The sequence below is a fragment of the Pseudodesulfovibrio senegalensis genome (genome assembly GCF_008830225.1).
Classification (GTDB): domain Bacteria; phylum Desulfobacterota; class Desulfovibrionia; order Desulfovibrionales; family Desulfovibrionaceae; genus Pseudodesulfovibrio; species Pseudodesulfovibrio senegalensis.
Window position 1 is genome coordinate 92,456 of the sequence record NZ_WAIE01000003.1, and the last position, 23,451, is coordinate 115,906.

The 23,451-nt window shown below is 60.8% G+C and carries 23 protein-coding genes; 12 read left to right on the top strand and 11 right to left on the bottom strand.

What is annotated here, in order from left to right; all coding sequences use genetic code 11:
* The first annotated feature begins 15 nt into the window (after positions 1 to 15).
* Genes F8A88_RS08720 through F8A88_RS08735 form a run of 4 tightly spaced genes read left to right on the top strand, consistent with a single transcriptional unit; the run spans position 16 to position 3,333 of the window.
* Positions 16 to 426 (top strand): hypothetical protein, encoded by a 411-nt coding sequence (locus F8A88_RS08720; RefSeq protein WP_151150762.1) that lies wholly within the window; start codon positions 16 to 18, stop codon positions 424 to 426.
* Positions 423 to 1,352, top strand: a complete 930-nt coding sequence (locus F8A88_RS08725; protein ID WP_151150763.1) for a hypothetical protein — start codon at positions 423 to 425, stop codon at positions 1,350 to 1,352. The genes F8A88_RS08720 and F8A88_RS08725 overlap by 4 nt, the downstream gene beginning before the upstream one ends.
* Positions 1,353 to 1,354: 2 nt before the next feature.
* Positions 1,355 to 2,839, top strand: coding sequence for an SPRY domain-containing protein (locus tag F8A88_RS08730; RefSeq protein WP_151150764.1), 1,485 nt, complete (start codon positions 1,355 to 1,357; stop codon positions 2,837 to 2,839).
* Between the two features lie 11 nt (positions 2,840 to 2,850).
* On the top strand, positions 2,851 to 3,333 hold the full coding sequence (locus F8A88_RS08735) for a tail fiber assembly protein (protein WP_241667400.1): 483 nt from the start codon (positions 2,851 to 2,853) through the stop codon (positions 3,331 to 3,333).
* 49 nt (positions 3,334 to 3,382) lie between these two features.
* Here F8A88_RS08735 and F8A88_RS08740 read toward each other — a convergent pair whose 3' ends face one another.
* The 4 genes from F8A88_RS08740 to F8A88_RS08755 form a co-directional block, all read right to left on the bottom strand.
* Positions 3,383 to 3,940, bottom strand: coding sequence for a thermonuclease family protein (locus F8A88_RS08740; RefSeq protein ID WP_151150765.1), 558 nt, complete (start codon positions 3,938 to 3,940; stop codon positions 3,383 to 3,385).
* Positions 3,930 to 6,473 (bottom strand): EAL domain-containing protein, encoded by a 2,544-nt coding sequence (locus tag F8A88_RS08745; RefSeq protein WP_151150766.1) that lies wholly within the window; start codon positions 6,471 to 6,473, stop codon positions 3,930 to 3,932. Before F8A88_RS08745 ends, F8A88_RS08740 begins: the two co-directional genes overlap by 11 nt.
* Before the next feature lie 96 nt (positions 6,474 to 6,569).
* Positions 6,570 to 7,367: a GGDEF domain-containing protein gene (locus F8A88_RS08750; RefSeq protein ID WP_151150767.1), complete on the bottom strand. Its 798-nt coding sequence runs from the start codon at positions 7,365 to 7,367 to the stop codon at positions 6,570 to 6,572.
* A 2-nt stretch (positions 7,368 to 7,369) separates the two neighbouring features.
* Positions 7,370 to 7,849 (bottom strand): hypothetical protein, encoded by a 480-nt coding sequence (locus tag F8A88_RS08755; RefSeq protein WP_151150768.1) that lies wholly within the window; start codon positions 7,847 to 7,849, stop codon positions 7,370 to 7,372.
* Between the two features lie 99 nt (positions 7,850 to 7,948).
* On the opposite strand from F8A88_RS08755, the gene F8A88_RS08760 reads away from it, so the two are divergent.
* Both F8A88_RS08760 and F8A88_RS08765 read left to right on the top strand, forming a co-directional pair.
* Positions 7,949 to 8,401, top strand: coding sequence for a hypothetical protein (locus F8A88_RS08760; RefSeq protein ID WP_151150769.1), 453 nt, complete (start codon positions 7,949 to 7,951; stop codon positions 8,399 to 8,401).
* A gap of 19 nt (positions 8,402 to 8,420) precedes the next feature.
* On the top strand, positions 8,421 to 8,981 hold the full coding sequence (locus tag F8A88_RS08765; protein ID WP_151150770.1) for a hypothetical protein: 561 nt from the start codon (positions 8,421 to 8,423) through the stop codon (positions 8,979 to 8,981).
* 183 nt (positions 8,982 to 9,164) lie between these two features.
* Here F8A88_RS08765 and F8A88_RS08770 read toward each other — a convergent pair whose 3' ends face one another.
* Complete coding sequence (locus tag F8A88_RS08770) at positions 9,165 to 9,662, bottom strand: RlpA-like double-psi beta-barrel domain-containing protein (protein ID WP_151150771.1); 498 nt, start codon at positions 9,660 to 9,662, stop codon at positions 9,165 to 9,167.
* A gap of 277 nt (positions 9,663 to 9,939) precedes the next feature.
* Here F8A88_RS08770 and F8A88_RS08775 point away from each other — a divergent pair, with 277 nt between their 5' ends.
* Complete coding sequence (locus tag F8A88_RS08775) at positions 9,940 to 11,073, top strand: glycosyltransferase (RefSeq protein ID WP_151150772.1); 1,134 nt, start codon at positions 9,940 to 9,942, stop codon at positions 11,071 to 11,073.
* A gap of 59 nt (positions 11,074 to 11,132) precedes the next feature.
* Positions 11,133 to 11,486 (top strand): Hpt domain-containing protein, encoded by a 354-nt coding sequence (locus F8A88_RS08780; RefSeq protein ID WP_161598364.1) that lies wholly within the window; start codon positions 11,133 to 11,135, stop codon positions 11,484 to 11,486.
* A gap of 66 nt (positions 11,487 to 11,552) precedes the next feature.
* Here the strand turns inward: F8A88_RS08780 and F8A88_RS08785 are convergent, their stop codons facing one another.
* Positions 11,553 to 12,107 (bottom strand): OmpH/Skp family outer membrane protein, encoded by a 555-nt coding sequence (locus F8A88_RS08785; RefSeq protein ID WP_151150774.1) that lies wholly within the window; start codon positions 12,105 to 12,107, stop codon positions 11,553 to 11,555.
* Positions 12,108 to 12,413: 306 nt separating this feature from the next.
* Here F8A88_RS08785 and F8A88_RS08790 point away from each other — a divergent pair, with 306 nt between their 5' ends.
* Both F8A88_RS08790 and F8A88_RS08795 read left to right on the top strand, forming a co-directional pair.
* Entirely contained in the window at positions 12,414 to 14,003 is a 1,590-nt protein-coding gene (locus F8A88_RS08790; RefSeq protein WP_151150775.1) for a flagellar hook protein FlgE, read from the top strand.
* A gap of 229 nt (positions 14,004 to 14,232) precedes the next feature.
* On the top strand, positions 14,233 to 15,096 hold the full coding sequence (locus F8A88_RS08795; RefSeq protein WP_151150776.1) for a tetratricopeptide repeat protein: 864 nt from the start codon (positions 14,233 to 14,235) through the stop codon (positions 15,094 to 15,096).
* Here the strand turns inward: F8A88_RS08795 and F8A88_RS08800 are convergent.
* A complete protein-coding gene (locus F8A88_RS08800) occupies positions 15,087 to 16,814 on the bottom strand; it encodes a glycosyltransferase family protein (RefSeq protein WP_151150777.1) in 1,728 nt (575 codons plus the stop codon). The two genes, F8A88_RS08795 and F8A88_RS08800, sit on opposite strands and share 10 nt — an antisense overlap.
* Before the next feature lie 345 nt (positions 16,815 to 17,159).
* Between F8A88_RS08800 and F8A88_RS08805 the strand changes: the two genes are divergently transcribed.
* Both F8A88_RS08805 and F8A88_RS08810 read left to right on the top strand, forming a co-directional pair.
* Positions 17,160 to 17,372, top strand: coding sequence for a flagellar biosynthesis anti-sigma factor FlgM (locus tag F8A88_RS08805; protein ID WP_241667401.1), 213 nt, complete (start codon positions 17,160 to 17,162; stop codon positions 17,370 to 17,372).
* 239 nt (positions 17,373 to 17,611) lie between these two features.
* The gene (locus tag F8A88_RS08810) at positions 17,612 to 18,784 is read left to right on the top strand and encodes a methyltransferase (protein ID WP_151150778.1); all 1,173 of its coding nucleotides are present in this window, start codon (positions 17,612 to 17,614) and stop codon (positions 18,782 to 18,784) included.
* Between the two features lie 89 nt (positions 18,785 to 18,873).
* Here F8A88_RS08810 and era read toward each other — a convergent pair whose 3' ends face one another.
* From era to F8A88_RS08830, 4 genes are all read right to left on the bottom strand, one after another.
* Positions 18,874 to 19,788, bottom strand: coding sequence for a GTPase Era (gene era / locus F8A88_RS08815; RefSeq protein ID WP_151150779.1), 915 nt, complete (start codon positions 19,786 to 19,788; stop codon positions 18,874 to 18,876).
* 109 nt (positions 19,789 to 19,897) lie between these two features.
* Positions 19,898 to 20,227, bottom strand: coding sequence for a carboxymuconolactone decarboxylase family protein (locus F8A88_RS08820; RefSeq protein WP_151150780.1), 330 nt, complete (start codon positions 20,225 to 20,227; stop codon positions 19,898 to 19,900).
* 90 nt (positions 20,228 to 20,317) lie between these two features.
* Positions 20,318 to 20,839 carry a cyclic nucleotide-binding domain-containing protein gene (locus tag F8A88_RS08825; protein ID WP_151150781.1) on the bottom strand — a complete coding sequence of 174 codons (522 nt, stop codon included), beginning with the start codon at positions 20,837 to 20,839 and terminating at the stop codon, positions 20,318 to 20,320.
* Positions 20,817 to 23,348 carry an ABC transporter ATP-binding protein gene (locus F8A88_RS08830; protein WP_151150782.1) on the bottom strand — a complete coding sequence of 844 codons (2,532 nt, stop codon included), beginning with the start codon at positions 23,346 to 23,348 and terminating at the stop codon, positions 20,817 to 20,819. Before F8A88_RS08830 ends, F8A88_RS08825 begins: the two co-directional genes overlap by 23 nt.
* Positions 23,349 to 23,451: the final 103 nt, after the last annotated feature.

Sequence of the window (23,451 nt, forward strand, 5' to 3'; positions counted from 1 at the left end):
TCACAGGAGGAACACATGGGAGGAACTTTTCAGACAGGCGATCTGGCCGGGCTACTTGATTCGGCCATAAAAGCGGACAACAGGCGCAGGGAGCGGGAAGCGTCCGACGCGCTCAGCGGGCAGACACAGAATTACCGTGAACAGGACCGCGAGCAGCAGGAAAAGAGGCAGGCGTCCGAACAGGCGCGGCAGGACCTTCGGGACCGGGCCACGCAACGGTCGCGTTCAGGCGGCTCCGGGCTGACCATGAGCGGTTCTCTGTTGCTGGGCAATGCCGCACGCGCCGCACGGGACAGGGCCGCGGAATCTGCCGCGTATGAACAGGAAGATCAAAACCCAGATGCGCGGACCGAACAACGGACCGCACCGCGCACCAGCCTGCTGGCCCGGGGCGCGGCAACCTACGGAAACAGGAGGATTTCATGACCGTATCATCCACCCAGAACCGGGTAGAATACGTGGGCAACGGCTCCACGGCCGGGTTCGCCGTGCCGTTCATGTTCACGCGCGACAGCGACCTGCTGGTGGTGCTTCGCGATCGTTCGGGCGTGGAAACCGTGCAACAGCAGGGCACCGGGTACACGCTTTCGGGCGCGGGGCAGCAGAATGGCGGAGTGTGCACCATGGCGTCGGCCCCGCTGGCCGGGGAGCGTTTGGTCATCAAGCGCGAGCCGTCCATGGTGCAGGAGACCGACTATCTGGAAAACGACGCGTTTCCGGCCCAGAGCCACGAGGCCGCGCTGGACCTGCTGACCATGATCTGCCAGTCGCTTTCCGAGCGGCTGGACCGCACGGTGTCCCTGCGCCTGTCGTCGGCCGTGACCGGGGTGGAAGTGCCCGACCCCCAGCCCGGGCGCGTGCTGGCATGGAATGAAAACGGCGACAACCTCGCCAACCGGGAACTGGCGGCCCAAGGACTGCTGGCCCTGCCGCTGGCTGTTTCGCAGGGCGGCACCGGGGAGCAGACGCCCGGCGCGGCATTGGCCGCATTGGGCGGCGAACCCGCGGATCCGGATATCCTCAAGGCGGATCGGGCGGGCCAGTCCCTGCTGGTCAGCGTGGCCGAACCGTATGTGGCAGTGCAGGACGCGGTCGTTCCCGAGGTCGACCTGAACGCACGCGGCCGTTTCGTGTGGACCCTTGAACAGGACCGCATGTTTCCCTTGCTGGTGCCGCAGGAGCAGGGGGAATGGCATTTCAATATCTATACGCAGGGGCACGCCCTCACTCTGGACCCTGGCTATGCGGGCAGAACCGTGGGCGAGCCGGAAGCGGGCGCGGACATGCACCGGCTGGCATTGGTGCATGACGGTGTTTCCGCCACCCTGTGCGTGGACAACCGGGGGGTGTGAGCATGGGCCTGACACCCAGAAAAAGCGGCGGGCAGTGCGCCAGACCGGCGCCCATAGCGGTTTCCGCGCTGGTGGAGTCCATGACGTGCCCGGCCGATGCTGCGCCGGGATCGGCTGGCGGCACGGTTTCGGTCTGGTTCAAGCCTGCGGGAACGCCGGGCGGCGTGCTCACAGACCAGACCCGCTGGCACCACATGCACATGCAGGGCACGGCCGCAGCCATGGGCGTGACCCTGAACGGCGCGTTTCACGACACGCTGGATGTGAGCGGGGCGAACACCTATGCCGACGTGTTGGTCGAAGTGCTGACCCGGTGCGCGGGCAGCGCCAAAGGCTATCTGGCCCAACTGCACGTGCTGCATGACCAGATGCTCGGGCCGGGCTGGTTCGGGCGTACCATCAAGGGACAGTGGGTTCCCAGGAGAGTGGGTGCGGCCCGCAACTTTGCGCCGGACCCGGATTTTGCCGAGTCGGCCGCGGCCGGAGGATGGGTATTCATTCGCGGCACGTCGCTCGTTTCCGGGGGCGTGGATTTTTCCACGGGGGAACCATGGGCGGCCGTGCAGAGAAACGCATCGCAGGACTTCATGCACGAGGACCGCAGGTTGCTGATTTGCGTTACGGTGGGTTCGCAATCGTGCGGCACGCTGCGGTGCTTTACCTACCCCTTCAACACGGACGGCAGCGTGGAGGAGAATGTGGGCCGGCCTGTTACGGGTCCCGGCCATTACCGGGACGTGGTGTTCACGGATGCAAATTCGGTCAATGCGGGCATCCAGATCATCAGTCATCCGTGTGATGCGTTGCTCACGCGGCTGGATATTCTGGACATGGATTCCGGGCCTGCCTATGGGCCGGGGTCGTCGCGTTTGCTTTTTTCGGACGCGGCCGCATTGGGGACGGACGATTCCGGCAACAACGGCCATTGGACCCTGAGCGGGGGCGAACAAAGTCTGGACACGCCCACCAACAATCTGTGCGTGCTCAACCCGGCGGACAAAAGCCCGAACCTGACCCTGTCGTGCGGCAATCGCTCGGCCATGGGCACGGATTGGGCCTCGGTGCGCGCCGCCGCGCACCTGCCGCCGGATGGCCGTGCGTATTGGGAAGCGACAAGCGCGGGGTCGCAGCACGTCTACGGCATTGCCACGTCTGCCGCGCCGCTGGACAGTTTCGTGGGGTCGGACGGGTTCGGGTACGGCATCAAGCCCTATGCGGCCAAGTTGTACCACAACGGCGTGGGCACGGACTTTTCCATATCCGGGTACGCCCCGGGAAATACGCTCGGTTTTCTGTGGGACGGGCCTTCGGGAACGCTGAGCGTGATTCATGAAAATGCCGAGGTCGGTGTCATGGCGCAGGGGCTGGTCGGAACCTGGTATCCGGCGCACTCCTGCAGCAGCACGGCCGATGTCGACTACAACTTCGGGGCAACCCCGTTTGTCTATGACCTTCCCCAAGGGGCCATGCCCCTGAAACAAGCATGAGGAGCACGATAATGCAGCAGGAAATGAACGTTGATTCGTATTGGACTCTGCCCGGCGTGGATGGAACCCGCCCCTGCCTGCCGGACGAGCAGGTGGAGGGCCAGCCCATCCCCTGCACATGGGCCGGGCTTGGCCCGGACCGGGCGCGTGAACTGGGCGCGGTGTTGCACAGGCGCGAACGCCTGCCGAAATATCATGTCATTCCCGAGGGCGTGGACCCGTGGACGGTCGAAGAGCGGGACAGGGTCTGCCTGCATCGGTTGGACCGGGAACAACTTGTTCACGATGCAAAGGCCGAGGAAAGGGAACTGGCCCGGAACGCCCGCATTCGCAGGGACCGGCTGCTGGCCCAAAGCGACTGGACCCAGATGCCGGACGCGCCGTTGGGCGATGCCGCGCGCGCCTTGTGGGCCGAGTATCGCCAGATGCTTCGTGATGTGCCCGTGCAGGATGGTTTTCCGCAGCGGATCGCATGGCCGGAAATGGTGTCGTAAAAGGCGACGCAGGCCGGGGCATGCCCTCGGCCTTTCTTGCCAAAGGGGGTTACTGGCGGCGTGGATGCTTTCTGCGCCATTGCCACGGGGTCATGTCCAGCCCGCCTTGGGCCCAGAATCCGGCTTTGGCGGCCCGGGCTTCGCGTTGGGCCCGCTTCAGTGATTCATGGTGTTTTCGGTTGGGACGCACCAGTATGGACAGCGCCAGCCCGTTGCGCACGAGCTGCCGGTTGAGCATGCCCTTGTGCGTATGCACATAAGCCAGGGTGCGGCCATAGCGGTCCATGCGTTCCTGGTCGTATTCCAGCTGCAGGGGAGCCCCGTTGCAGAATGCGCGGGTAAAACGCCTGGCCCGCTCACCCCATTGCTGTCCCTTTTCCGGGCAATCCACGCCGATGAGCCGCACAGAAACAACGTCCCTGCTCGCGTTCATGAGCCGGACCATCAGGGAATCCCCGTCCTGCGCGCGCAGGAAAATCGCGTTTTCGCGTTTGTCGGGGCTGCCTGCCGAGACCTTCGTGCGTGGGGTGGCAACGAGGCATGCCGCTGTGAGCAGGAAAACGAAAGTGAAGCGCAGGCCAGCCCTGCGCAGGGATTCAGGAGACATCGGGATCAGTGATCTCGATGTTCGGGGCGGAGTTCTTTGTTGTCCCGGATTGCGCCTTTTTCAGCGAGCTTTTGGCGCGTTGGAAATGGCGTTTGCGGAAATCCTCGGGAACCGGATTGGACTCCTGCTCGGCAATGAGGTCCATGGCCGCGCTGTCGTGCAGAGGCTCATGGAAAAGGAATCCCTGTACGCATTCACAGTTCAGTCTTGAAAGCGAGTCGAGCTGCTTTCCGGTTTCCACGCCCTCGGCCACCACGCTCAGGTCCAGGCACCGTGCCATGGCCACAACGGCCTTGACGATTTCCGTGCTTTCCTGGTCGTCGCCTTCACCCAGACGGGAGATGAACGACCGGTCCACCTTGAGCGTGTCCACGGGCAGGCGCTGCAGCTGGGTCAGCGACGAATAGCCCGTGCCGAAGTCGTCGATGGAAAACTGCACGCCGTTTTCCCGCAGGATGTTCAGGGTCCGCAGTGCGGATTCGGGGTTTTCCATGACGGCGCTTTCCGTGACTTCCAGCTTGAGCCTGTCCGCGGGAACGCCTGTTTTTTCGAGGGTGGCGAGAATATCCGTATGCAGTGCGGCCTTGGCAAATTGACGTGTGGAGAGGTTGACCGCCATGAACAGGTCTTTGGCCCGTTCGCTCTGCGCGCGCCATGTGGCCAGGGTCTTCAGGGCGTTTTCCAGCACCCATTGCCCAAGCTCCATTATCATGCCGGAATCCTCGGCCATGGGAATGAATTCCGAGGGCGGGATGGGGCCGCGGGTGGGATGGTTCCAGCGGGCAAGCGCCTCGAAACCGATGAGGCTGTTGGTTCCCATGAGCAGGATGGGCTGGTATTCGATGTGGAATTCACCGTCCTTCAGGGCGCTGCGCATGTCGTTTTCCAGGTTCAGCTGTTCCACGGCGTTTTCCAGCATGCGCGAGGTGAAGACCTTGAACTGGTTGCGTCCTTTTTCCTTGGCCCGGTGCATGGCGATATTGGCATTCTGGAGCAGATCCTCGGCCCGGTGATAATTCGTGGGGCTGAGCACGATGCCGAAGCTGGCCGTGGTCATGACTTCGTGTCCCTCGAAACAGAATTTTTCGGCCACGGCAGCGCGTACGCGTTTGACGATGCGCAGGGCCTGACTGGGCGACGCCAGTTCATCCAGCAGGAACACGAACTCGTCGCCGCCGAAGCGGGCCACCGTGTCCAGACCGCGCATGTGGCGCGACAGCCTGCGGCCGGTTTCCATGAGCACCATGTCGCCGAAGCGGTGTCCGAGGGAGTCGTTGATGACCTTGAAGCGGTCGAGGTCCATGAACACCACTGCGTAATAATACTCCTCGCGCCGTTTGGCGCGTTCCATGGCGTGGCGGATGCGGTCCAGACAGAGGGTGCGGTTGGCCAGCCCGGTCAGGGGATCGTGCAGGGCCTGGTGCCGGAGCTGTTCCTCCATGTTCTTGCGTTCCGTGATGTCGCGGAAACTGAATCGCAGGCCCAGCGGCTTCATGCCGATGCCGAAAACGCTGCGCCCCACAACGCCGAGCCAGCGCCGGGAACCGTCCTTGCGTTCCAGACGAAAATCGAATTGCAGCCCCTCGCGGGTCGGGAGCATCTGCAGATAGTTGTCCCACGCCTCCCTGTCCTGTTCGGCTACGATGGAACGCAGCAGGTCCGGGTTTTCGAAAAAGGATTCCGGTGCGTACCCGGTGATGCGTTCGCAGGACGGCGAACAATAGAGCACGCCTTTGTCAGGCCCGAGCCACACTTCCCAGTCGTAGGCGAAGTCCGCAATGGTCCGGTAGCGCTCTTCGCCTTCCCTGAGCGCGCTCATCAACCGTTCTCTTTGTTTCTGGACCTTTTCGCGTCTGCGTTCGGAAACGTATATCTGCCGGGCCACGTATCCGGAAATCAGGGCCACGAGCGTCAGCAGCAGGGTAAAGGCCATGGTCACGCCCGTGCGGATTTTCTTCATGTCCGCAGCAAGGTCGTCGAGATATATTCCGGTGCCCACGACCCAATCCCAGGGCTTGAACAATCGCACATAGGAAAGCTTGGGCGCTTCCTTGTCCTTCTGGTCCTTCCATTGCCAGATGTAGCGCACGAACCCGCCGCCCTGCAGGGCCTCCCGGGTCATGTCCACAAAGGGGGCGTTTCCGGAGGAGTCCCGGTATTCGAGAAGATTCTGTCCTTCCAGTTTGGATCTGTAGGGGTGCATGATCATGACGGGCCGGGTGTCGTTGATCCAGAAATAGTCTTTGTTCTTGCGCCCGTAGCGAATGAACCGCACCTGCTCGCGTGCCCGTTTCCGGGCTTCGTCCATATCCAGCTTTCCGGCTTTCACCTGGCTGTCCAGATAGGCAAGCCTGCTGATGACCGAGGCGGTCAGGTCCTGTATGGCTTGTTTCTTGTTTTCCAGCAGCGAATTTTCAAGCGTGGGCAAAAATACCAGAAACATGGCCCCGGCAAAGATCAGCAGGGTCAGTGCCGTGGGAAGAAGGGCTTTGGCAAGCAATATGAAACGTCTGCTGAAGATGGGCTGCTTCATGGTTCTCCGCTTTCCGATTTCGAATGATTTCCATCATGATACGGTTTGGAGAAAAAAAAGCAAAGGTGTGTATTTTCTTTTGGCCGGAAGGTTGGATCAGACCGTACAGACCTGATCCCGCCCTTTGTTCTTTGCGCTGGTCAGCCCGGCCTGCAGCCGTTGCAGGAAGGATTCCATGGTGTCCGTGCCTTTGGCCTGGGTCACGCTCAGGCTCACGGTCAGGGTGATGCTGCCGGAAAACGGGGTGGCGGCAATGAGCCTTTTGAGCTTGTCTGCGGCCTGTGCGGCCTTTTCCCGGTCCGCGTGCGGGGTGAGGATGATGAATTTTCCGCCGCGCCAGCGGAAAAGGTAGTCGGTCTTGCGGATGCGTTTGTTCACGTAGCGGGCCAGATGCACGAGTACGGCATCGCCCGCATTGTAGCCGTGCTTTTCATTGATGGCCCGGAACCCGTCGATGTCGAACATCACCCCGGACAGCACGCTCTTGTAGCGGCGGATGTTTTCCAGCTCGCGGGCCATGACCGAATCGAACTTGAAACGGTTGAAGGCCTTTGTCAGGTCGTCGATGACCGTGAGTTGGGCCACTTTCTCGCTCAATTCGTCGGCCTTGCGCCGGTCCTGGTCCAGATTGGCGAGCACTCCCTTGAAGATGAGCAGGGCCTGCGCGCCCATGACCAGAATGCCGCCCAGCATGAGCAGGTAGGCCAGCCGCATGAGCCGGTCCGGCCGCATGTCCTGAGCCACCGCCTCATTGTAGAGCAACCCGAAATTCAGCAGCAGGATCAGTCCGAGCAGGGACAGGCTCAGGGAATAGAGCAGCACGGCCCGTTTGCGTGCTCCGGGCCTGGCCCGGCGGGAGCGTGTTTTCTTCGGCTGGGAAAGGGCGTCGGGCATGGCTATTTTTTCGGCTGTTTTTCAAAGGTGTAGTACAGGGCACCCGTGTCGCTGCTCGCGTTGTAGTCGATGACCATGGAAAAATCCTTCCACATCCAGCCGTATCGGCTGCCCACCTGGCGGCCCGGGCCGAAGTCGTGGATGAGTTTGTCCTTGATCAGGAACTGGTTGGCCTGTCCCTTGAAGGCCACGCCCACGCGGCTCAAGAGGCCGTCCTTGAAATAGTAGGCAACGGAAACGATGTCCGCGTCACCGAATGTGAGCGGCTCGTCCTTGCGGTAGTATGTGTTCTTGTATCCCTTGGCCGGAACAGGGACCATGCCCGAGATTTCGCTGAGCGGCGTTCCCCATTGCATGCCGCGAAAATCACGGGGCGGCTCATGCGTGGCATAGTCGCCGGCAAGGGCGGGAACGGCAAACAGTGCGGAAGCCAGAAATGCGGCAACAAGGAGCGGGAGGACGGAGGCTGTTATTCTGTTCATCGGATCACTGTAATGTTTCCTGTATGAATTGCAAGAGTTGCCCGGCGTTGTGAGGTGGTCGGCCTTGTGGTAGTGCTGGAGGCGCAAGGAGGACACGCGATGATGAAAACGTATGTGCTGTCCATGGTCATGTTGTGTTTGTTCGCCTGCGGGTGCAGCGCCCAGGATTCGGAAGGACTCTCCGCTTCCGGCCCGGGCAGCGAATACGGGCAGATGCAGCAGCGCATGGATCAACTGGAACGGAAAGTGAAAGCCTTGCAGGCCGAAAACAGGGAAACCCTGTCTGCCATCCGCCGGGATCTGGACGTGGTGCGAGCGCAGCTGACCGCCCTGAGCGAACTGCTCGGGCAGGCCGAGCTCCCGGAATCGGGGTCTGCCCCGGATGAAGATCTCGACAAATCCGCGCGCTCCTTTGCCAAGGACAGCCTGAAGCGCATGCTCGATCTTTCCAGAAAACTCATGCAAAAACTGGAAAACGAATTGGACAAGTCCCTGAACCAGCCCGAGGCTCCCTCGCAGGAGCCGGAACCGGAGGGGGAAAAGTCCATTTGAGTTCCTTCAAGGACAAACCATGAACAATAAAAGATATTTTGTTTCAATAGTGCTGGGTGCCGCCTTTTTGCTGCTGGCGGCCTGTTCGCCCAAGACCGTGGTGCCCCTGAACTATGCATTGGTCACCGCCAATGCCGGCTCCTGTGGCAACCCCATCAACGTGCTGGTGTTCAAGGACATGCGCGAAAGCCGGTCCATCGGGCGCGACAGCAACGGCAACCTGCTGCAGCCCGGATCGGACGTGGCGGACTGGGTCGGCTGGTCCCTGTATGAGGAGCTGAACGCTGCGGGGTGCAACGTGAAATACCGCAGCATGCGCCAGACCGACAATGTGCCCGTGGTTACGGGCGAAGTGCTGGACGTGCGCATGACCCCCACGGGCAACACCACGTGGAAAGGCGTGGTCAAGATTCACGTTGCCGTGGAGCGCGAAGGCGTCGCCGACCCCGGCGAGACCTTCATGAGCGAAGTGGAAAAACCCGTGGTCTTCGGCGTGAGCAGTCGGGAGGACATCCTCTCCGAAGCCCTGCAGGGAATCATGGAGCAGGTCGTCCCCAAGGTCATGGGGCAGCTGCAGTAATCCGTTTGATGCGTGCAATGGGACGGCAGGAGAGGACTTCCTTTCCTGCCGTTTTCCGTTGCCCTCCTGCCCGGCATGCCCCGCCGGTTTCCTCATGAGCAATGCGGTCCCGCACAAGCGCTGCACAAAAAAGACGCGACCCCGGTGGGGCCGCGCCTTTTCCTCATGCCGGAATGCGTCAGGCTAAATGCTCAGCAGCGCCGCCTTGAACACGCGCTTGCCGAATGCCCTGGCCTGATCCTTGTCCCACATGAACACATCCACACGCTTCTTGTAGCGCTTGTTCATGAGGTCGTTGATTTCAAAAATGCCCAGACCCTCGATGCGGATCTTCTTGCCGAAAACCCACCCTTGGTCGAACAGGTCGCGGGAAACGGCCACCGTGCCTTCGCGCACCTTGCGCATGCTGGCCGCGATGAGCGGATCGGCGTCGGTCTGTCCTTCCTCGGCGTTGTACGCGGTCACCGTGACCTTGAGGACCTGGTTGTAATCGCTGACAGCCTTCTGCAGCACCCGTGCCTCTTCCACCATGAGCTTGCGGGCTTCGGCCGTGTGTTTGGCCAGGGCAAGCTCGTGGCGCAGGGTGTCGATCTGGCGGTTCTTGAGGCCCAGAACGGCCACCATGACCACCACGGCGCTACAGAGTATTGTGATTGTTATGTAATGAAAAACGGTTCGCATAGTACTCCTTTTGAATCCAGAGGCAAGGCATATAGTGGCGCGGTGCGAATGTGTCAACCATGCGCTTCCCGGGGATGGAAATGCACTTTTTTCATACCGCACCATTCTGATATTCATTGAGAAACATTGCGTGAAACATTTGATGTTCCCGTGTATGCATGTCCGTATATGGCTGAATTTGTTTGTTTGATTTTTTGTGTGAATTTTTTGTGCTGTTGCGGGGATATCGCGGGCAGCGGCGTGGACGAAGTCGGTCCAAGAGGCTATTCTGTTACATATGGCAAGCGAAATGAAGGTGCTGCATTGCATAACCGGTCTGAACCGGGGCGGAGCCGAGGCCATGCTGCTGAAGCTGGTTTCCCGTCTGCCTGCGCTCGACTGTGCGTGCCGTGTTATCAGCCTGCTGGAACCGGGACCGTTGGCTTCTCCCCTGCGCGACATGGGCGTTGCCGTGGATTCGCTGCACATGCGGCGCGGCATGCCCGACCCGCGTGCCCTGTTGCGCCTGCGTTCGCTGATGCTTCGCTGGCGGCCCGACGTGGTGCAGACCTGGCTGTATCATGCCGACCTGATGGGCCTGATGGCTGCACGGTTTGCCGGCAATGTGCCCGTGGTCTGGAATCTGCGTTGCACGGCCATGGATCCTTCCAATCTTTCCTCTCTTTTGGTGCGTAGGGCCTGCGCCACGCTTTCCGGCCATGCGGCCGGGGTTGCGGCCAATTCCCATGCCGGACTGGCATACCACCGGGCCCTGGGATACCGCCCGCGCAGGCAGTGGGTGCTGCCCAACGGATTTGACCTGCAGGCCTTTGCGCCAAACCGGAAAAGGCGTACCGCCATGCGTCGGCATTGGGGCGTGCCCGCGGATCAGCCGGTAATCGGCATGGCCGCGCGGCGTGACCTGCTCAAGGACCATGCCTCCCTGCTGCGGGCCTTTGCCGCGGTGCTGGGGGAGTTCCCCGATGCCCTGCTTGTGCTCTGCGGGGACGGCATGGAGCCGGGGCAGTCCGCTCTTGATGCCGGGATTCGCGAGGCAGGTGTGGCAGACCGGGTGCGTTTGCTGGGGCCGCTGGAGAACATGGCTGATTTCATGAACGGGCTGGACGTGTTCTGCCTGAGCTCGAAGGCTGAAGGTTTTCCCAACGTGCTGGGCGAGGCCATGGCCTGCGGCGTTCCCTGCGTCGCCACGGACGTGGGCGATGTGCGCCGGGTGCTGGACAGCGTCGGAACCGTGGTGCGGCCCGGGGACCACGCGGCCATGGCACGGGCTGTGATCGGCTTGCTGCGCATGTCGTCGGCCCAACGCCGGGCCGCGGGGCAGGCTGGCCGGGAACGCATGGAATCGAAGTACCATCTGGATGCAGTGGTTCAATCATATATGAAGATGTATCGGGATGTGGCTTTTGCATGAGGATTATACTACCGAAGCTTGTGTGCGGGTGCTATGCCATGACAAATGGGGAGAAAAAGATGGTTGAAGACCTGTTTGATTCCGGCTCGTTCATGCAGAGTCTGGGCGGCGACGCCGGTCTGGCCTCGGAATTGTTGGAGGCCTATCTGGAAGACAGTCTTGTGCGGGCCGAAGAGCTGGGCCGGGCGCTTGATGAAGGCGATGCGCCTGCCGCGGCAAAGGCGGCCCATTCGCTCAAGGGCATGTCCGGCGTGGTGCGCGCCAGCCGTCTTGTTTCCATGGCCCTGGAAATGGAGGTCGCCTCGCGGGATGCCCGCCTGGATCAGGTGCGTGCCATGCGGCCGAACCTGGATGAAACGCTCCATGAAACCCTCGGCTTGATGCTTGCCTTTCTGCAGACCCTGAAACAATAAACGGCCCGTCCTTCAGAAGAAGGAACGGGCCGTGTGATTGCCGTGACGGCCGAGGATGCTTGCGGGCTATTCCGCTTTTGCGTCCTCTTTTTCGGGTGCGGCTTCGGGGGCCTTTTCCTCAGCCTTTTCCGGGGCCGGCGTTTCCTTGACCTCGGCCTTGGCCGCAAAGTCGATTTTCACCTTGCCCATTTCCGCAACGATGTCCTTGGTGATGTCGATGGCGTCGTCTGCATCAAGCACGGACTTGCGCGCCACGATCAGGGCCAGGCCCTTGGACTTGCGGTAGTCCTGAATCACCCGTTCGAATTCCGCGTTGAGCAGACCCACTACACGCTGCTGTTCCGCGCCCATGACGCTCTGGAGCTTGCCCATGGCTTCGCGATAGGCGGCTTCGGTGTCATCGTTCTTGTTTTCCTGCATGGCCTTGTAAGCGGTTTCGGCTTCCTTCTGGAGCGGTTCGCTTTTTTGCTTCAGGAATTCCATGGCGGCGGCTGCCGCAGGGTTGTCCCGAAAGGCCTGGGCTTCGTCCAGCACGCCGACAGAGGGGCCTTGCTGGTTGCAGGCGGCAAGGATCATCAGGCAGGCCAGAACGCTGCTCAGGGAAATAAGAATACGTTTCATCCGGTAAAACTCCGTTTTCTTGTTTTGACGTTGGTTTTGTGCCTGTTGCCGTAAAATGGACAACGTCGGGACCATACGTGGACGTTTTCCCCATGTCCAGTAGCCAGAGTGCGCCCGTGGGGTTTTTGTGCGGGGCGGCATGTTTTTCCGGGGGTGTTTCGCGTATAATTGATTAAAATTCATAAAGAAATATTTGGCACACCTGTTGCTTTATTAAGTGCGGAGAAGAATTCGGGAACGTTTTTCCGGTTGGGGGCAACCGGAGTTTCCGACCCCGCCGGCACAGCCGGCCAGGAGGATTACGTTATGGGTTACAGTTCACTGTATACGGGCGTGACCGGGCTCAAGGCCTATGGTGACAACATGCAGGTCATCGGCAACAACCTGGCCAACGTCAACACCGTGGGATACAAGCGCAGCGTTGCGCAGTTTTCGGACCTCATGAGCGTCAATGCAGGTTGCTCGGGCATCGGCTACGAGAGCGGCGACGTTTATTCCCCGCAGGTGGGCAAGGGGGTCCGCATTGCCGCGGTTCTTGCGAATTTCGAGCAGGGGAGCCTGCAAACCACCACCACGACCACGGACCTCGCCATCGAGGGGCGCGGGTTTTTCGGCGTGCGCAATGCTCTGGATGATTCCAGCCACTACACCCGGGCGGGCGAGTTCCGTTTCAACCGGGACGCGTATCTGGTGGACCCGCACGGCCTGCGCCTGCAGGGGCACGCCGTGGACCGGGAAACCGGGGAGGTGCAGGCTGCGGTTTCCGACATCCTGCTGCCCTACGAAGAAGTGGAGAACGCTGCCGGGGAAACCGTGCGCGTGATCCAGTCGCCGCCCAGAGCCACGGAGAACGCCACCATCGTGGCCAATCTCGACGAGCAGAACGGCGACAAGTTCGTCAGTTCCAACAGTCCGCTCACGGCCATGTTCAACGCATGGAACACCACGTCCGGGGCCGCGTTCGGTTCCGGAAATTCCGCGTCCATGAACGTGTACGATTCAGAGGGCAACAAGCATGTGGTCACCATTCATTACGACCCGGTGAACAAATCCTCGCTTTCGGGCGCGGACGGGGGCGCGTATTGGGAATACATCGTGACCATCGACCCGGACGAGGACGGCCGCGCCAGCGTGCAGGGCACGTCCACGGCCGGACTGCTGGCCATGGGGGTGCTGCATTTCGACACCAGCGGCAAGCTGGACGGGCAGAGTATGTATACCATGGAAGGCGGAGCCGCGGACAAGGTGCTCAGCAACTGGGGGCTGGCCACGCTCTCCGAGGACGGCGCTCCGCAACTCTCGGTGACGTTCGCCGGCTCGGGCGCGGGCACGGCCCAGACCATCGATCTCGATTTCGGGCTGACCTCGGAAACGGCTTCGTGGGAAAACGTGGGCTCCAACGCTTCGGCCGCGGATCTCGGCACCAATGTGTACGGCATGACCACTCTGGCCGACGGCCAGCGGGGCACGAGCGTGACCACCGCCTATCCGGGCCACGGCAACGCCACCATGTTCAGTACGCAGGACGGCTACTCCACCGGGTATCTGCAGGGCATGAGCGTGGACAGCGAAGGTTTTCTGGTGGGCCAGTTTTCCAATGGGGAGAGCGAGCGGCTTTATCAGGTCAGCATGTATATGTTCACCAACGATTTCGGATTGCGCCGCGAGGGCAGCAATCTCTTCGGTGCCAATGACGAGTCCGGTGTGGCCCTTGAAGGGACCGCCGGGCAGGGAGGCCGGGGAACCATCAGCCAGAATTCCCTTGAGGTCTCCAACGTGGACATGGCCGACGAATTCGCCCACATGATTCTGACCCAGCGGGCGTTCCAGGCCAACACCAAGGTGGTGACCACCTCGGACCACCTCATGAACGTGGCCTTGCAGACCAAGCGATAGCAACGTTCGCTAACGGCCTGACAACGGTTTTTGTCGTAAAAAGACCAGCCCCCCGCGTACGGAACGTGTGCGGGGGGCTGGTCTTTTGTTGTTCTGGGAGGGGCAGCCGAGCAGCCTGAAATTGAGCGGGTATTTCTTTTTTCTGGATGTAGGGTTTTCCTTGCTTCCCCTTCTTGAAGCCGCACGGGTTTGCGCGTAACAAGGCAGAAAAAAAGAGGATGGCAGCGATATGCAGGAAATGGAAAAGGCGTTGGCGGGGTTGGAGCGGGAAGCACCCATGGCCATGGAGGTGCTGTGCATGGCCGCGTTTCTGGGCGATGCGCCCCTTCCGGCCGAGTTCGGCCTGAACGTTGAGGGCGGCATGCACAGTCCGGCCCTGCTCAATCCGGCCGCAGCCATGTTTGCCGTGGCCGCCACGCTGGACCCGCTGTTCAATGCCGGGCTGGCCGAGCAGGATCCGGAAACCCTGTCGTTTTTCGTTGGGCAGGAGGTCCGCGAGGCCGTGAAAAAGGCTGTGCCCGAGGCTGCGCACGCCCAGTGGAAGGAGCGGGCCTGCTATGTGCTCAACCTGTGCCTGCCCGATGCGGAAACCGGTAACTGGCCGGCTGCCGAACCGCTCATGCCCCATGTGACGGCCTGTCTCGATCATGTGCGCAACGGCCTGTGTTCCGCGTCCGCCAACCGCCTGTTGCACCAGACCGGGTTTTTTCTGTTTCAGCAGGAGCGTTGCGAACTGGCCGTGGAAATGCTGGAAGCGGCTCTTGCCGTGGACGTGGCCCTCAAGGGAGAGGCGCATCCGGACATTGCCTCGGATCATGAGGGGCTGGGCATGGTCAACCTTGCGGGCGGCCGGGTGGCGGAGGCCGAGGGCCATTACCGGCGCTGCATCGACCTGCGCGGCGAAATTTTCACACAGGACAATCCCATGCTGGCCCCGGCCCATGACGGGCTGGCCCATGCGTTGCTGGCAGCGGGCGATTCAGCCGGCGCCGTGCAACAGTGGGATGAGGCCGCGCGCATCATGGCCAGGGCCGCCGGAGGTGAGCACCCCTTTGTGGTCCAATGTCGGGAAAACGCGGACCGCTACCGCTGATTTTCGGTTTCGATTTTCGCCAGACGACGCAACAGGCCGGAAGGGTCGCGTGCGGTCAGCGCCCGTATGAAGTGTTTTTCCTGTTCCTGTTGGCGTGCCGCCTTCAGGGCGTTGCGCAGTTCTTCCTCTCCGGCCGTGCGTCGGTATGAACGCAGGTCGGCTATGGCCAGTTCCAGCCCCATGCGCCAGTCGTCCGGTTCATGCAGGGTGAGCAGTGAGAGGTAACCGACGCGCGCCTGTTCCGTGCCCCGGATGGAGTGGGTCAGGCTCTCCATGAGCCGCAGGGCCTCCATGTGTTCCGGATGCAGAGACAGCAGCAGGATCAGGCATTCCACGGCAGAGCCGGGCAAATGGTTTTTCACGGAAAAAGGCAGGCCCGCGCGGATTGTTTTTCCGGCACGGTGCAGCAGTCTGGCCCATGCCAGCAGCAGGTTCTCGCGGCCGGGGGCCGGGGGAGCCGAGGTCCTGCCGCCTGCCTGCAGCTGGCGCAGCAGGAATGTGCGGGCCATGGCGTCCATGTTCGTGTCAGCGTCCGTGTTCGCGGCCGCATTTTTGGCCTCAAGGGCCGATCGCAGCGCTGCCATGCTCGCGGTCAGATTAAGTTCCATGTCATTGCGGAACAGGTGGTCCGTGAGCACGGTGTGCAGGATATGCATGATTCGTTGTGCGCATTCCGGGCTGTTGTCTGTTGCCAGCAACCTGAGTCTGGACGCCATGGTCGTGCCGGTCTGCGGCAGGTGTGCTGCCTGCTTTTCGACCGTGGCCGGCTGTGCAAAGATGTGTCCGGACTCCATGAGCCGGGCCAGCGTGACCGTGAACCATGCCTGTGCGTCCTGCCCGGTGGCCGCGTTGGCCGTGGCGTCCGCAGCATAGTCCAGCAGCGTCTGCGCCCGGTGCAGTACAAGATGCTCGGCCTGCACGCGTTCAAATGCGGCGCGCCCCATGGCCTGTGCCCTGCGTTCGTCCGCAAGATGCCGGGCCAGCAGATCTTCCAGATCAACCACCGAGTCGTAGATATCGATTTCCCTGCCCGGTTCGAACAGCTCTTCCAGTTCCGGGCCGATGTCCGGGTTCAGCACCACGCAACCGCGTGTTGCGGCCTCGAACAGACGCAGGTTGCTTTCGTTGAAAATGCTTTCGTTGGGCACGATTTTCGTCCTGCCGTAGAGTTCGAGCATCTGGGCGTAGCTGATGTCGTCGCGAACGGACGGGTTGGCGTGGGCAAAGCGTTGCTGGAGATGCTCGCACATCCAGCGCCGGGCCGGGCGCTGGGAGGAAAAACGGCCCACAAAGGAAAAACCGTGTTCGCGCGCGCTCCATGGTTGCCAGGTTCCGGCCGGTGCGTACCATGGCAGCCAGCGCACGTCCTGCGCGCCCAGTTGCCGGTAGGCGGGGATCCATTTTTTCTGGGTGGCGCAGCTGATGTCGAAAAGCCGGGCATAGGCTGCGTGCCAGTGCGCGTTGAGGTGCGAATCCAGCCCCCAGAAGATTTTCGGACAATCGAAACGGTCCAGGCCGGACACCAGCAACCGGCAACTGAGGTTTTCCCGCTGAACGATCAGTTCGGGCGTGAAATCCATGCCGTGCAGGCGTTTTTCAAGGTCCAGCACCTGCTGGCCGGAATCCGGCTGCAGTGTCAGGGTTGTGCACCCCAGTGCCTGAAAAGCCCTGTCCAGATCCGGAGTGGTGTGTATGAGCAGTGTCGACGGTGCGTACATTCGTTTCCCGGTGTGTTGGATTGTCGCCGATGGCGACGATACTACGGAAACAGCCCAAAGGGAAAGGGCCGCGGCAGGCCTTGCGTATTTGTTTGTTTCGTATCCTCCGCAATATCAGCCGAGTGCGGGAACAGGATGATTCCGGGGCGTTTGCGGTCTAATGATTCCACGCAGGCTTCCGATAAGACCATCAAGCGCGGCCGAAAATTATCGGGGAGACACCGCGCCGCCGGTTCTGTCCGGCATGATGCGCACGGCGCACAAAGGCGTTGAACGGGGATATGGGAGACTTGGGGGACGGGCCGGAGGCCCGTCCCCGTACCGGGGAGCATGGGAGATCTGATCGTGAGCCGCATATTTGATGAATTGGACAAGGCCATGGACGGCATCTGTTCGGAACGTTCATTGCTCCGCCAGCACAAGGAGGAAGGCCGTCTGGCCGATTCCCGCGAGCGCGCGGAAAAGCTCGCGGCCCTCAAGCGCCAGATTCGCGAGGGGGTGTATCGGCCGGACATCAAGGATGTGGCCCGGCTGCTGACCGGGGCCGTGACCCGCTAGCACGGCGGACGTCCTGTCCGCATTGATTCCCGAACCGTATCGTGGTTATGGCCGCCCCTTCGTTTCATGGAGCGTCGACGTGTGTTGCTAGGTCTTGTCGTGCTGTGGTAAGTCCTTTTGACAACACCGTATTTGCCGGGCGCGACATTCACGCCTCCCGTTGAAGCGGGTCTTTTCTCCGCAAGGGCCTGCAGCTTTGAACCGGAACCGTTTCCCGGCCCGGGAAACGAGGAATCGACATGCAGTATATCCACTCCCCCAAGGCGGTCGTCATAGCCGGTGCTCCCGCATCCGGAAAATCCACGGTGGCACGAACAGTCTGTGACCAATTCGACTATGCGTTCCTGCGTCTGGACAGCATCAATGCGCAGGTCGTCGCGACCCTTGGCATTGATGTGGAAGAACTGCGCCAGCCGCTTCCGGCCGTCTGCAGGGAATACAAGGCCCTGTTCCTGGCCGAACTGCGTCGGCTGCGGTATCGGAACATAGTCCTTGAAGGGTGCAGGATCAGTCATCCGCATATTTTTCAAGCCTTTCATTCGGCCCTGCTGGATTCTTACGGCGAATATGTCATGCTCAAGTGTTTTTATCTCAATCCCGATCTGGAAACGCGCAAGAAGCTGTATCTGCTGCGGCAGGCACAGCTGGCAAAGAAAGCGGTCAAGGATAAGAACAAGAACGCCTTGAATCTTCTCGCCGGGGAGCAGAAAAAAGGCTTTTGCGATTTTCTGGAACCGCCTTTGCGCGGTTTCGAGGTCGTGGAAGAACAGGACAGCATCATCGCCTACGTGGCCGCAACAGTGGGGGCAAAGCACCCGAACCTTCCGTCCGGTCATGAAACACTGCTGCAGGACATTGCCGAGTCCGGCACGTTCAATCCCTTTTACCAGCGGGTGGAAGTGGGGGGCGAGCTTCTTGTCACCGGGTTTACCGATTCCGTGAAGACATGGAACAACCTTCTCAGGCTGGGCATTGATTTTGATTCGAAGAAAACCTGCGACATCGGATGTATGCACGGTTATTTCACCTTCAAGATGGAGGAGGCCGGTGCAGAACCTCTGGGTATCGACATTGCCGAAGGGGCCATACGGTGCGCCCGGCTGATCGCCGAGGCGCGGGGTTCCCATGCGCGTTTTGCGGTGCTTGATTCCGCGGAGGGCTTCGGCGAAGAATTCGATGTTATATTGGCCCTGAATGTTCTGCACAGGGTCGCGGATTTCCCGGCTGTTTGCCGCAACCTGTTCTCGGCCGCACGGGAACTTGTGGTTGAAATCGGTGAGACGCAGCTCAAGGAATTTATTTCCCTTGGCCGGGAACACGGCTTCAGGGTCTGCCAGTCATCCAAGTCGCACAGGTGTTCCGACGTTGTGGGGCAAAGGACCATCCTGCATCTGGCGCGGGAGGCGCGGTAGCCCGGCGGCCCACAGCTTTTGCCGCATTCTGCAAAAAAAGCCCCGGCACCGCATGGTGCCGGAGCGTTTTTTTCGTTGTCAAACCTCGGTTATTCTCCAAGCCCCATGGCCCGGAGGAATCCCGGGTCCTCGGTCCAGCCGGAGCGGACCTTGACCCACAGTTCCAGGTGGACCTTCATGCCCAGCATCTCGTTGAGCTCCTTGCGCGCGCGGGTGCCGACCTCCTTGAGGTTCGCGCCCTGCTTGCCGATGATCATGCCCTTGTGGTTTTTCTTGGATGTATAGATGACCGCGCCGATGTTCACGCGCCCGGCCTTTTCATCCTCTTCCCAGAGTTCGATCTCCACGGCCGTGCCGTAGGGCAGTTCCTGCTGGAGCGAATAGAACAGTTTTTCGCGAATGGTCTCTGCTGCCATGAAGCGCAGGGGCACCGTGGAAACCTGATCGTCCGGGTACATGGGCGGCCCCTGGGGGATGCGGTCCACAATGGCCTGCAGCAGCGCGTCGGTTCCCTGCCCCTTGAGCGCGGACACCGGGAAAATCTCGGCTTCGGGCCATGTTTCCGACGCTTTTTGCAGCACGGGCAGCAGTGTGGGCTTGTCCTTGATGCGGTCCGCCTTGTTCAGCACCACCAGCACCGGGCGGCCCGTGTCGGCCACGGGCTTGATCAGCGGGGAGAGTTCCTTTTCGAACAGGTGCGGCTTGGACGCGTACAGGGCTGCGTCGAGCATGATGATGACCACATCGCACCCGGCAAGGGCGTTCCATGCGGAATCCAGCAGAAAACGGTTCATCCTGCCGCGCAGGCGGTGGATGCCGGGCGTGTCCAGAAAGACGATCTGTTCGGTGTCCGTGGAAAGAATGCCGCTGATGCGGTTGCGGGTGGTCTGGGGCCGGGGGGAAACAATGGCCACTTTCTGGCCCAGGAATCGGTTCATGAGCGTGCTCTTGCCTGCGTTGGGCGGGCCGAGCAGCGCCACCATGCCGAATTTATGGTCGGTCATTCAAAAATCTCTTGGGTTGCGGTTCGGTTCATGGCCGGGTTGTATACTGTTCGCGGCCAAAAGGCCACCGCGCATGCCGGGGTGCGCCCGGCCGCGCGGCAGGGTTCGGTCAATCAAAAAGTTTGTCCACTTCCTCGTACACATAGCGCATGTACATCATCTTGGGCGAGCCGCCCATGGCCACGGCCAGCAGCCCGGCGTCGATGATTTCGTCGCGGGTGGCGCCCTGCGTGGCCGCGTTCTGCACATGCAGGGAAATGCACATGTCGCACTGGGTCAGGATGGAGCAGGCGATGAGGATCAGGCTCTGGTATTTGCCCTCGATGGAGCTGCCTTTTTTGATGCTTTCGGTGAAGCCTTGGTATGCCTTGAAGATGTCGCGCCGGTTCTTGTTCATCTGGCGGAACAGTTCCACGGCCTTTTCTGCGGGTTCGGGCATGGCTGCCTCCTGATGTTGGTGTTGCACGGTGGACAAGGGCCCACTGTTCAGGAGCTACGCGCGGCAGGGCGGGGTGTCAACCCGGTGGGTTTACAGCAGGCTGACCCCGGTGGATCCGAGACTGTCCGCCGGGCATTTTCCGGCCCGGAGCAGGGCTTCTTCCCAGTCCACAATGCTGTGCGCCAGAATCTTGTTGAACGAGTTCTGTGCGCTGGGCTGGTTTTCCAGCGCCTGCAGAAAATGTTTGCGCCGGATGTTCAGGCAGACCAGCGGTCCCGCGGCTGAGAGGGTGAAAAGTCGTTTCACGTCTGCGGTAAGGGCCAGTGCGCCCACAAAGGAGCCCGGACCGAACCGGCCCACCCGGATGGTTCCGTTGTCGTTGGCCCGGGAGACCTCGGCTTCGCCGTTCATGATCAGGTAGGCCTTGTCGTCGCTGTCGCCCTGGTTGAAGATGACGGTTCCGGGATGATAGTTCATGGGCGTGCACAGGATCGCCAGTACCTTGAGGGTGTCCAGCGCAACCTCGCTGAAATGGGGAATGGACCGCAGTTGGGCCATGATCGCATCGTGTTGACAGCAGTCCGTGCCGCTATTTTCCGTAGACGAGTTCATGGAGCGCTCCTTTGCGTTCGAGCAGTTCTTCGTATGTGCCTTGTTCGATGATCTTGCCCGCCTTGAGCACGGCCACCTTGTCGTAATGCACGAGCATGTCCAGCCGGTGGATAACGGCAATGACCGTGTTGGTGCCGTGCCATTTGTTGGTGATGACGCTCTGCACCCGTTTCTGGGAGGCGTTGTCCAGTGCTGCCGTGGCCTCGTCCAGGATGACGATGCGGGGCGACTTGAGGAACACGCGGGCCAGGGCGATTTTTTGTCGCTGGCCGCCGGAAAGGCGGTCGCCCATGCTGCCCACTTCGAATTCCAGCCCCATTTCCACCACCTGTTCCAGAACGCCTTCCATGATCAGCAACTGCATGATGCGCTGGTTGATGCGTTCTTCCGCACCTGCGCTGTCATGCTTCACATGTCCGAAAACGATGTTGTCCTGAATGCTGCGTTGGCGCATGTAGGATTTCCAGCGCATGAAGTCGAATTCGCCGGGGGCGCGGGTGTCCATGAGTTTGCGGAACGGCAGGCGCGCGGCCTTGAGGCGTTCGGCCAGTTCGTCGGTCAGGTGTACCAGCTTGTGTTTGCCCGGAGATGCGGCAAGGGCCAGTTCCAGCATGAGCGCACGTTCGCCCTCGTGCAGGTCCTGGCCGCGTTCCAGGTGCTCGGCCACGGTTTTGCAGTCGTCGAAGTTTTCGGGCGTGATGGGGCTGTTCTTGAGCACGTCTTCAAGCATTTCGCCCGAATTCTTGTCCGGCATGCTGTTGAAGATGTCCACAGTGCGTGCGGTCAGGTCCGCTCCCAGGGTGATCAGCGGTTCGGTCAGTTCCTGTTCGTCAAGGAACGTGCGGAAGAATTCTTTCCCGTGCAGCGTTTCCAGTGCGTATTCCGGGTTGGAGGACGCCCCTGCCGTGATGTTGGCCACCACGCTGCTGTAGCGGGAGTATTCGTTCTTGTCGAAGGGCTCGATGTCTGCGGCGAGGTCTTCGCCGTATTGCTCGCGCAGTTCGTGGCGTGCGTGTATGACGGCTTCGGCCAGTTCCGGGTATTCCTCCGGGTCGACGGTGAAGCGCAACCCGAAGCTGAGCACGTCGAGGAACAGGCCCACCTGCTGGATGTGCTCGATGATCTTGTCCAGCGACGGGCTTTCCCCGGCAGCGCATGCGCCGCCCTGGAGTGTCAGGGCATCGCAGGAATAGAGCAGGTTTTCGCGCACGGTTCCGTTGAAGATGAACGGGTGCTGGGCCACCATGCCCACGTTGTAGGCCATGTCCTGCTTGCTCAGGATGTTCACGTCGCGGTCACCCAGCAGCACGTTGCCCGAGGTGTGCTTGTAGAGCTGGGCGATGCACAGGGCCAGCGTGGATTTGCCGCTGCCGGAAAAACCCACCAGGGCCACGTGTTCGCCGTCCTTCACTCTCAGTGAAACGTTGTCCAGCAGCTTGATGTTGTTGCCCACCACGTAGGAAACGTTGCGTACGTCGATGGAGCCATCCAGAATATAGGGGTCGCGGCCGCGGGCTTCGAGTTCGTGTTCGGGCTCGAGGTCGAAGGCGTCCATGACCTGCTGGTAGCGGACCGCGCTGTCGATGTATATCTGCCAGAACTCCATGAGGTCTTTCCACGGCTGGTAGAGCTTGTCGTATGCGGCCTGAAACGCGAACAGCGCTCCGAGGTCGAAGCGGCCCTTGATGGTCAGGTAGCCGCCGATGAGCAGCAGGGAGAACGGCCCGAGGCTCTGGAAGAAGTTGTTGGAGAATTTGATGCCGTACTTGTAGGCGTTCATGACCAGCGTTGAGCCGTACAGGCTTTGCAGCGCCTTTTGAAAGCGGTTCCGTTCAAGTGGAATGGATGCGTTGGAGTGGACTTCGTGCACCCCGGAAATGGATTCGCCGATGAGCCCGGAAACTCTCTGGGTGTTGTCGATGCGTTCTCGGTTGGCCTTGTTGAACCGTTTCTGGATCGGCGGTATGACCAGCACCTCCACCGTGTAGATGGCCACCGCGATAACGCTCAGGTACGGGTTGAGGTAGAAGAGGTAGATGAAGTAGGCCAGAAAGGTGAGCAGGTTGACCACGGGAACGGCCACGGCCGAGCCGATGAAGTTGGCCACCGGGATCAGCTCGGTGATCATGTAGGATATGACCTGCCCGGGCGAGGTCTTGCGGTAGAAATTCAGCGGCAGGGAAAGGGCGTGGGCATAGAGCTTTTCGCGCAGGGTCTTGAGCGTGCGCTCCCCGATGAAGTTCTGCATCAGGTTGATGATGTATTTGCATATGCCCGCAAGAACCACGCTGACCAGATAGATGCCGCAGTACAGGTACAGCTTGTGCAGGTCCTTCATGCCCACGGCCTCGTTGATGATCCGCTTGGACATTTCCAACGGCACCAGACGCAGGGCCACGGTGACCAGAATCACTCCGATGACGATGACCTGAAGATTGGTGTTCCGATAGAAAACCCACGAGTACAACGACGCTTTGGTAACCGGGACGGAGGCTTTGGGTTTGGGCATGTGTAATCCTAGTCTGTTTTTTCAGGATGTTTCGGGTTATAGACAAAGTCATGGCTATTTCCAAGTATAAGATGGTGAAATTCGGGACGGTGGCGGCCCGGGG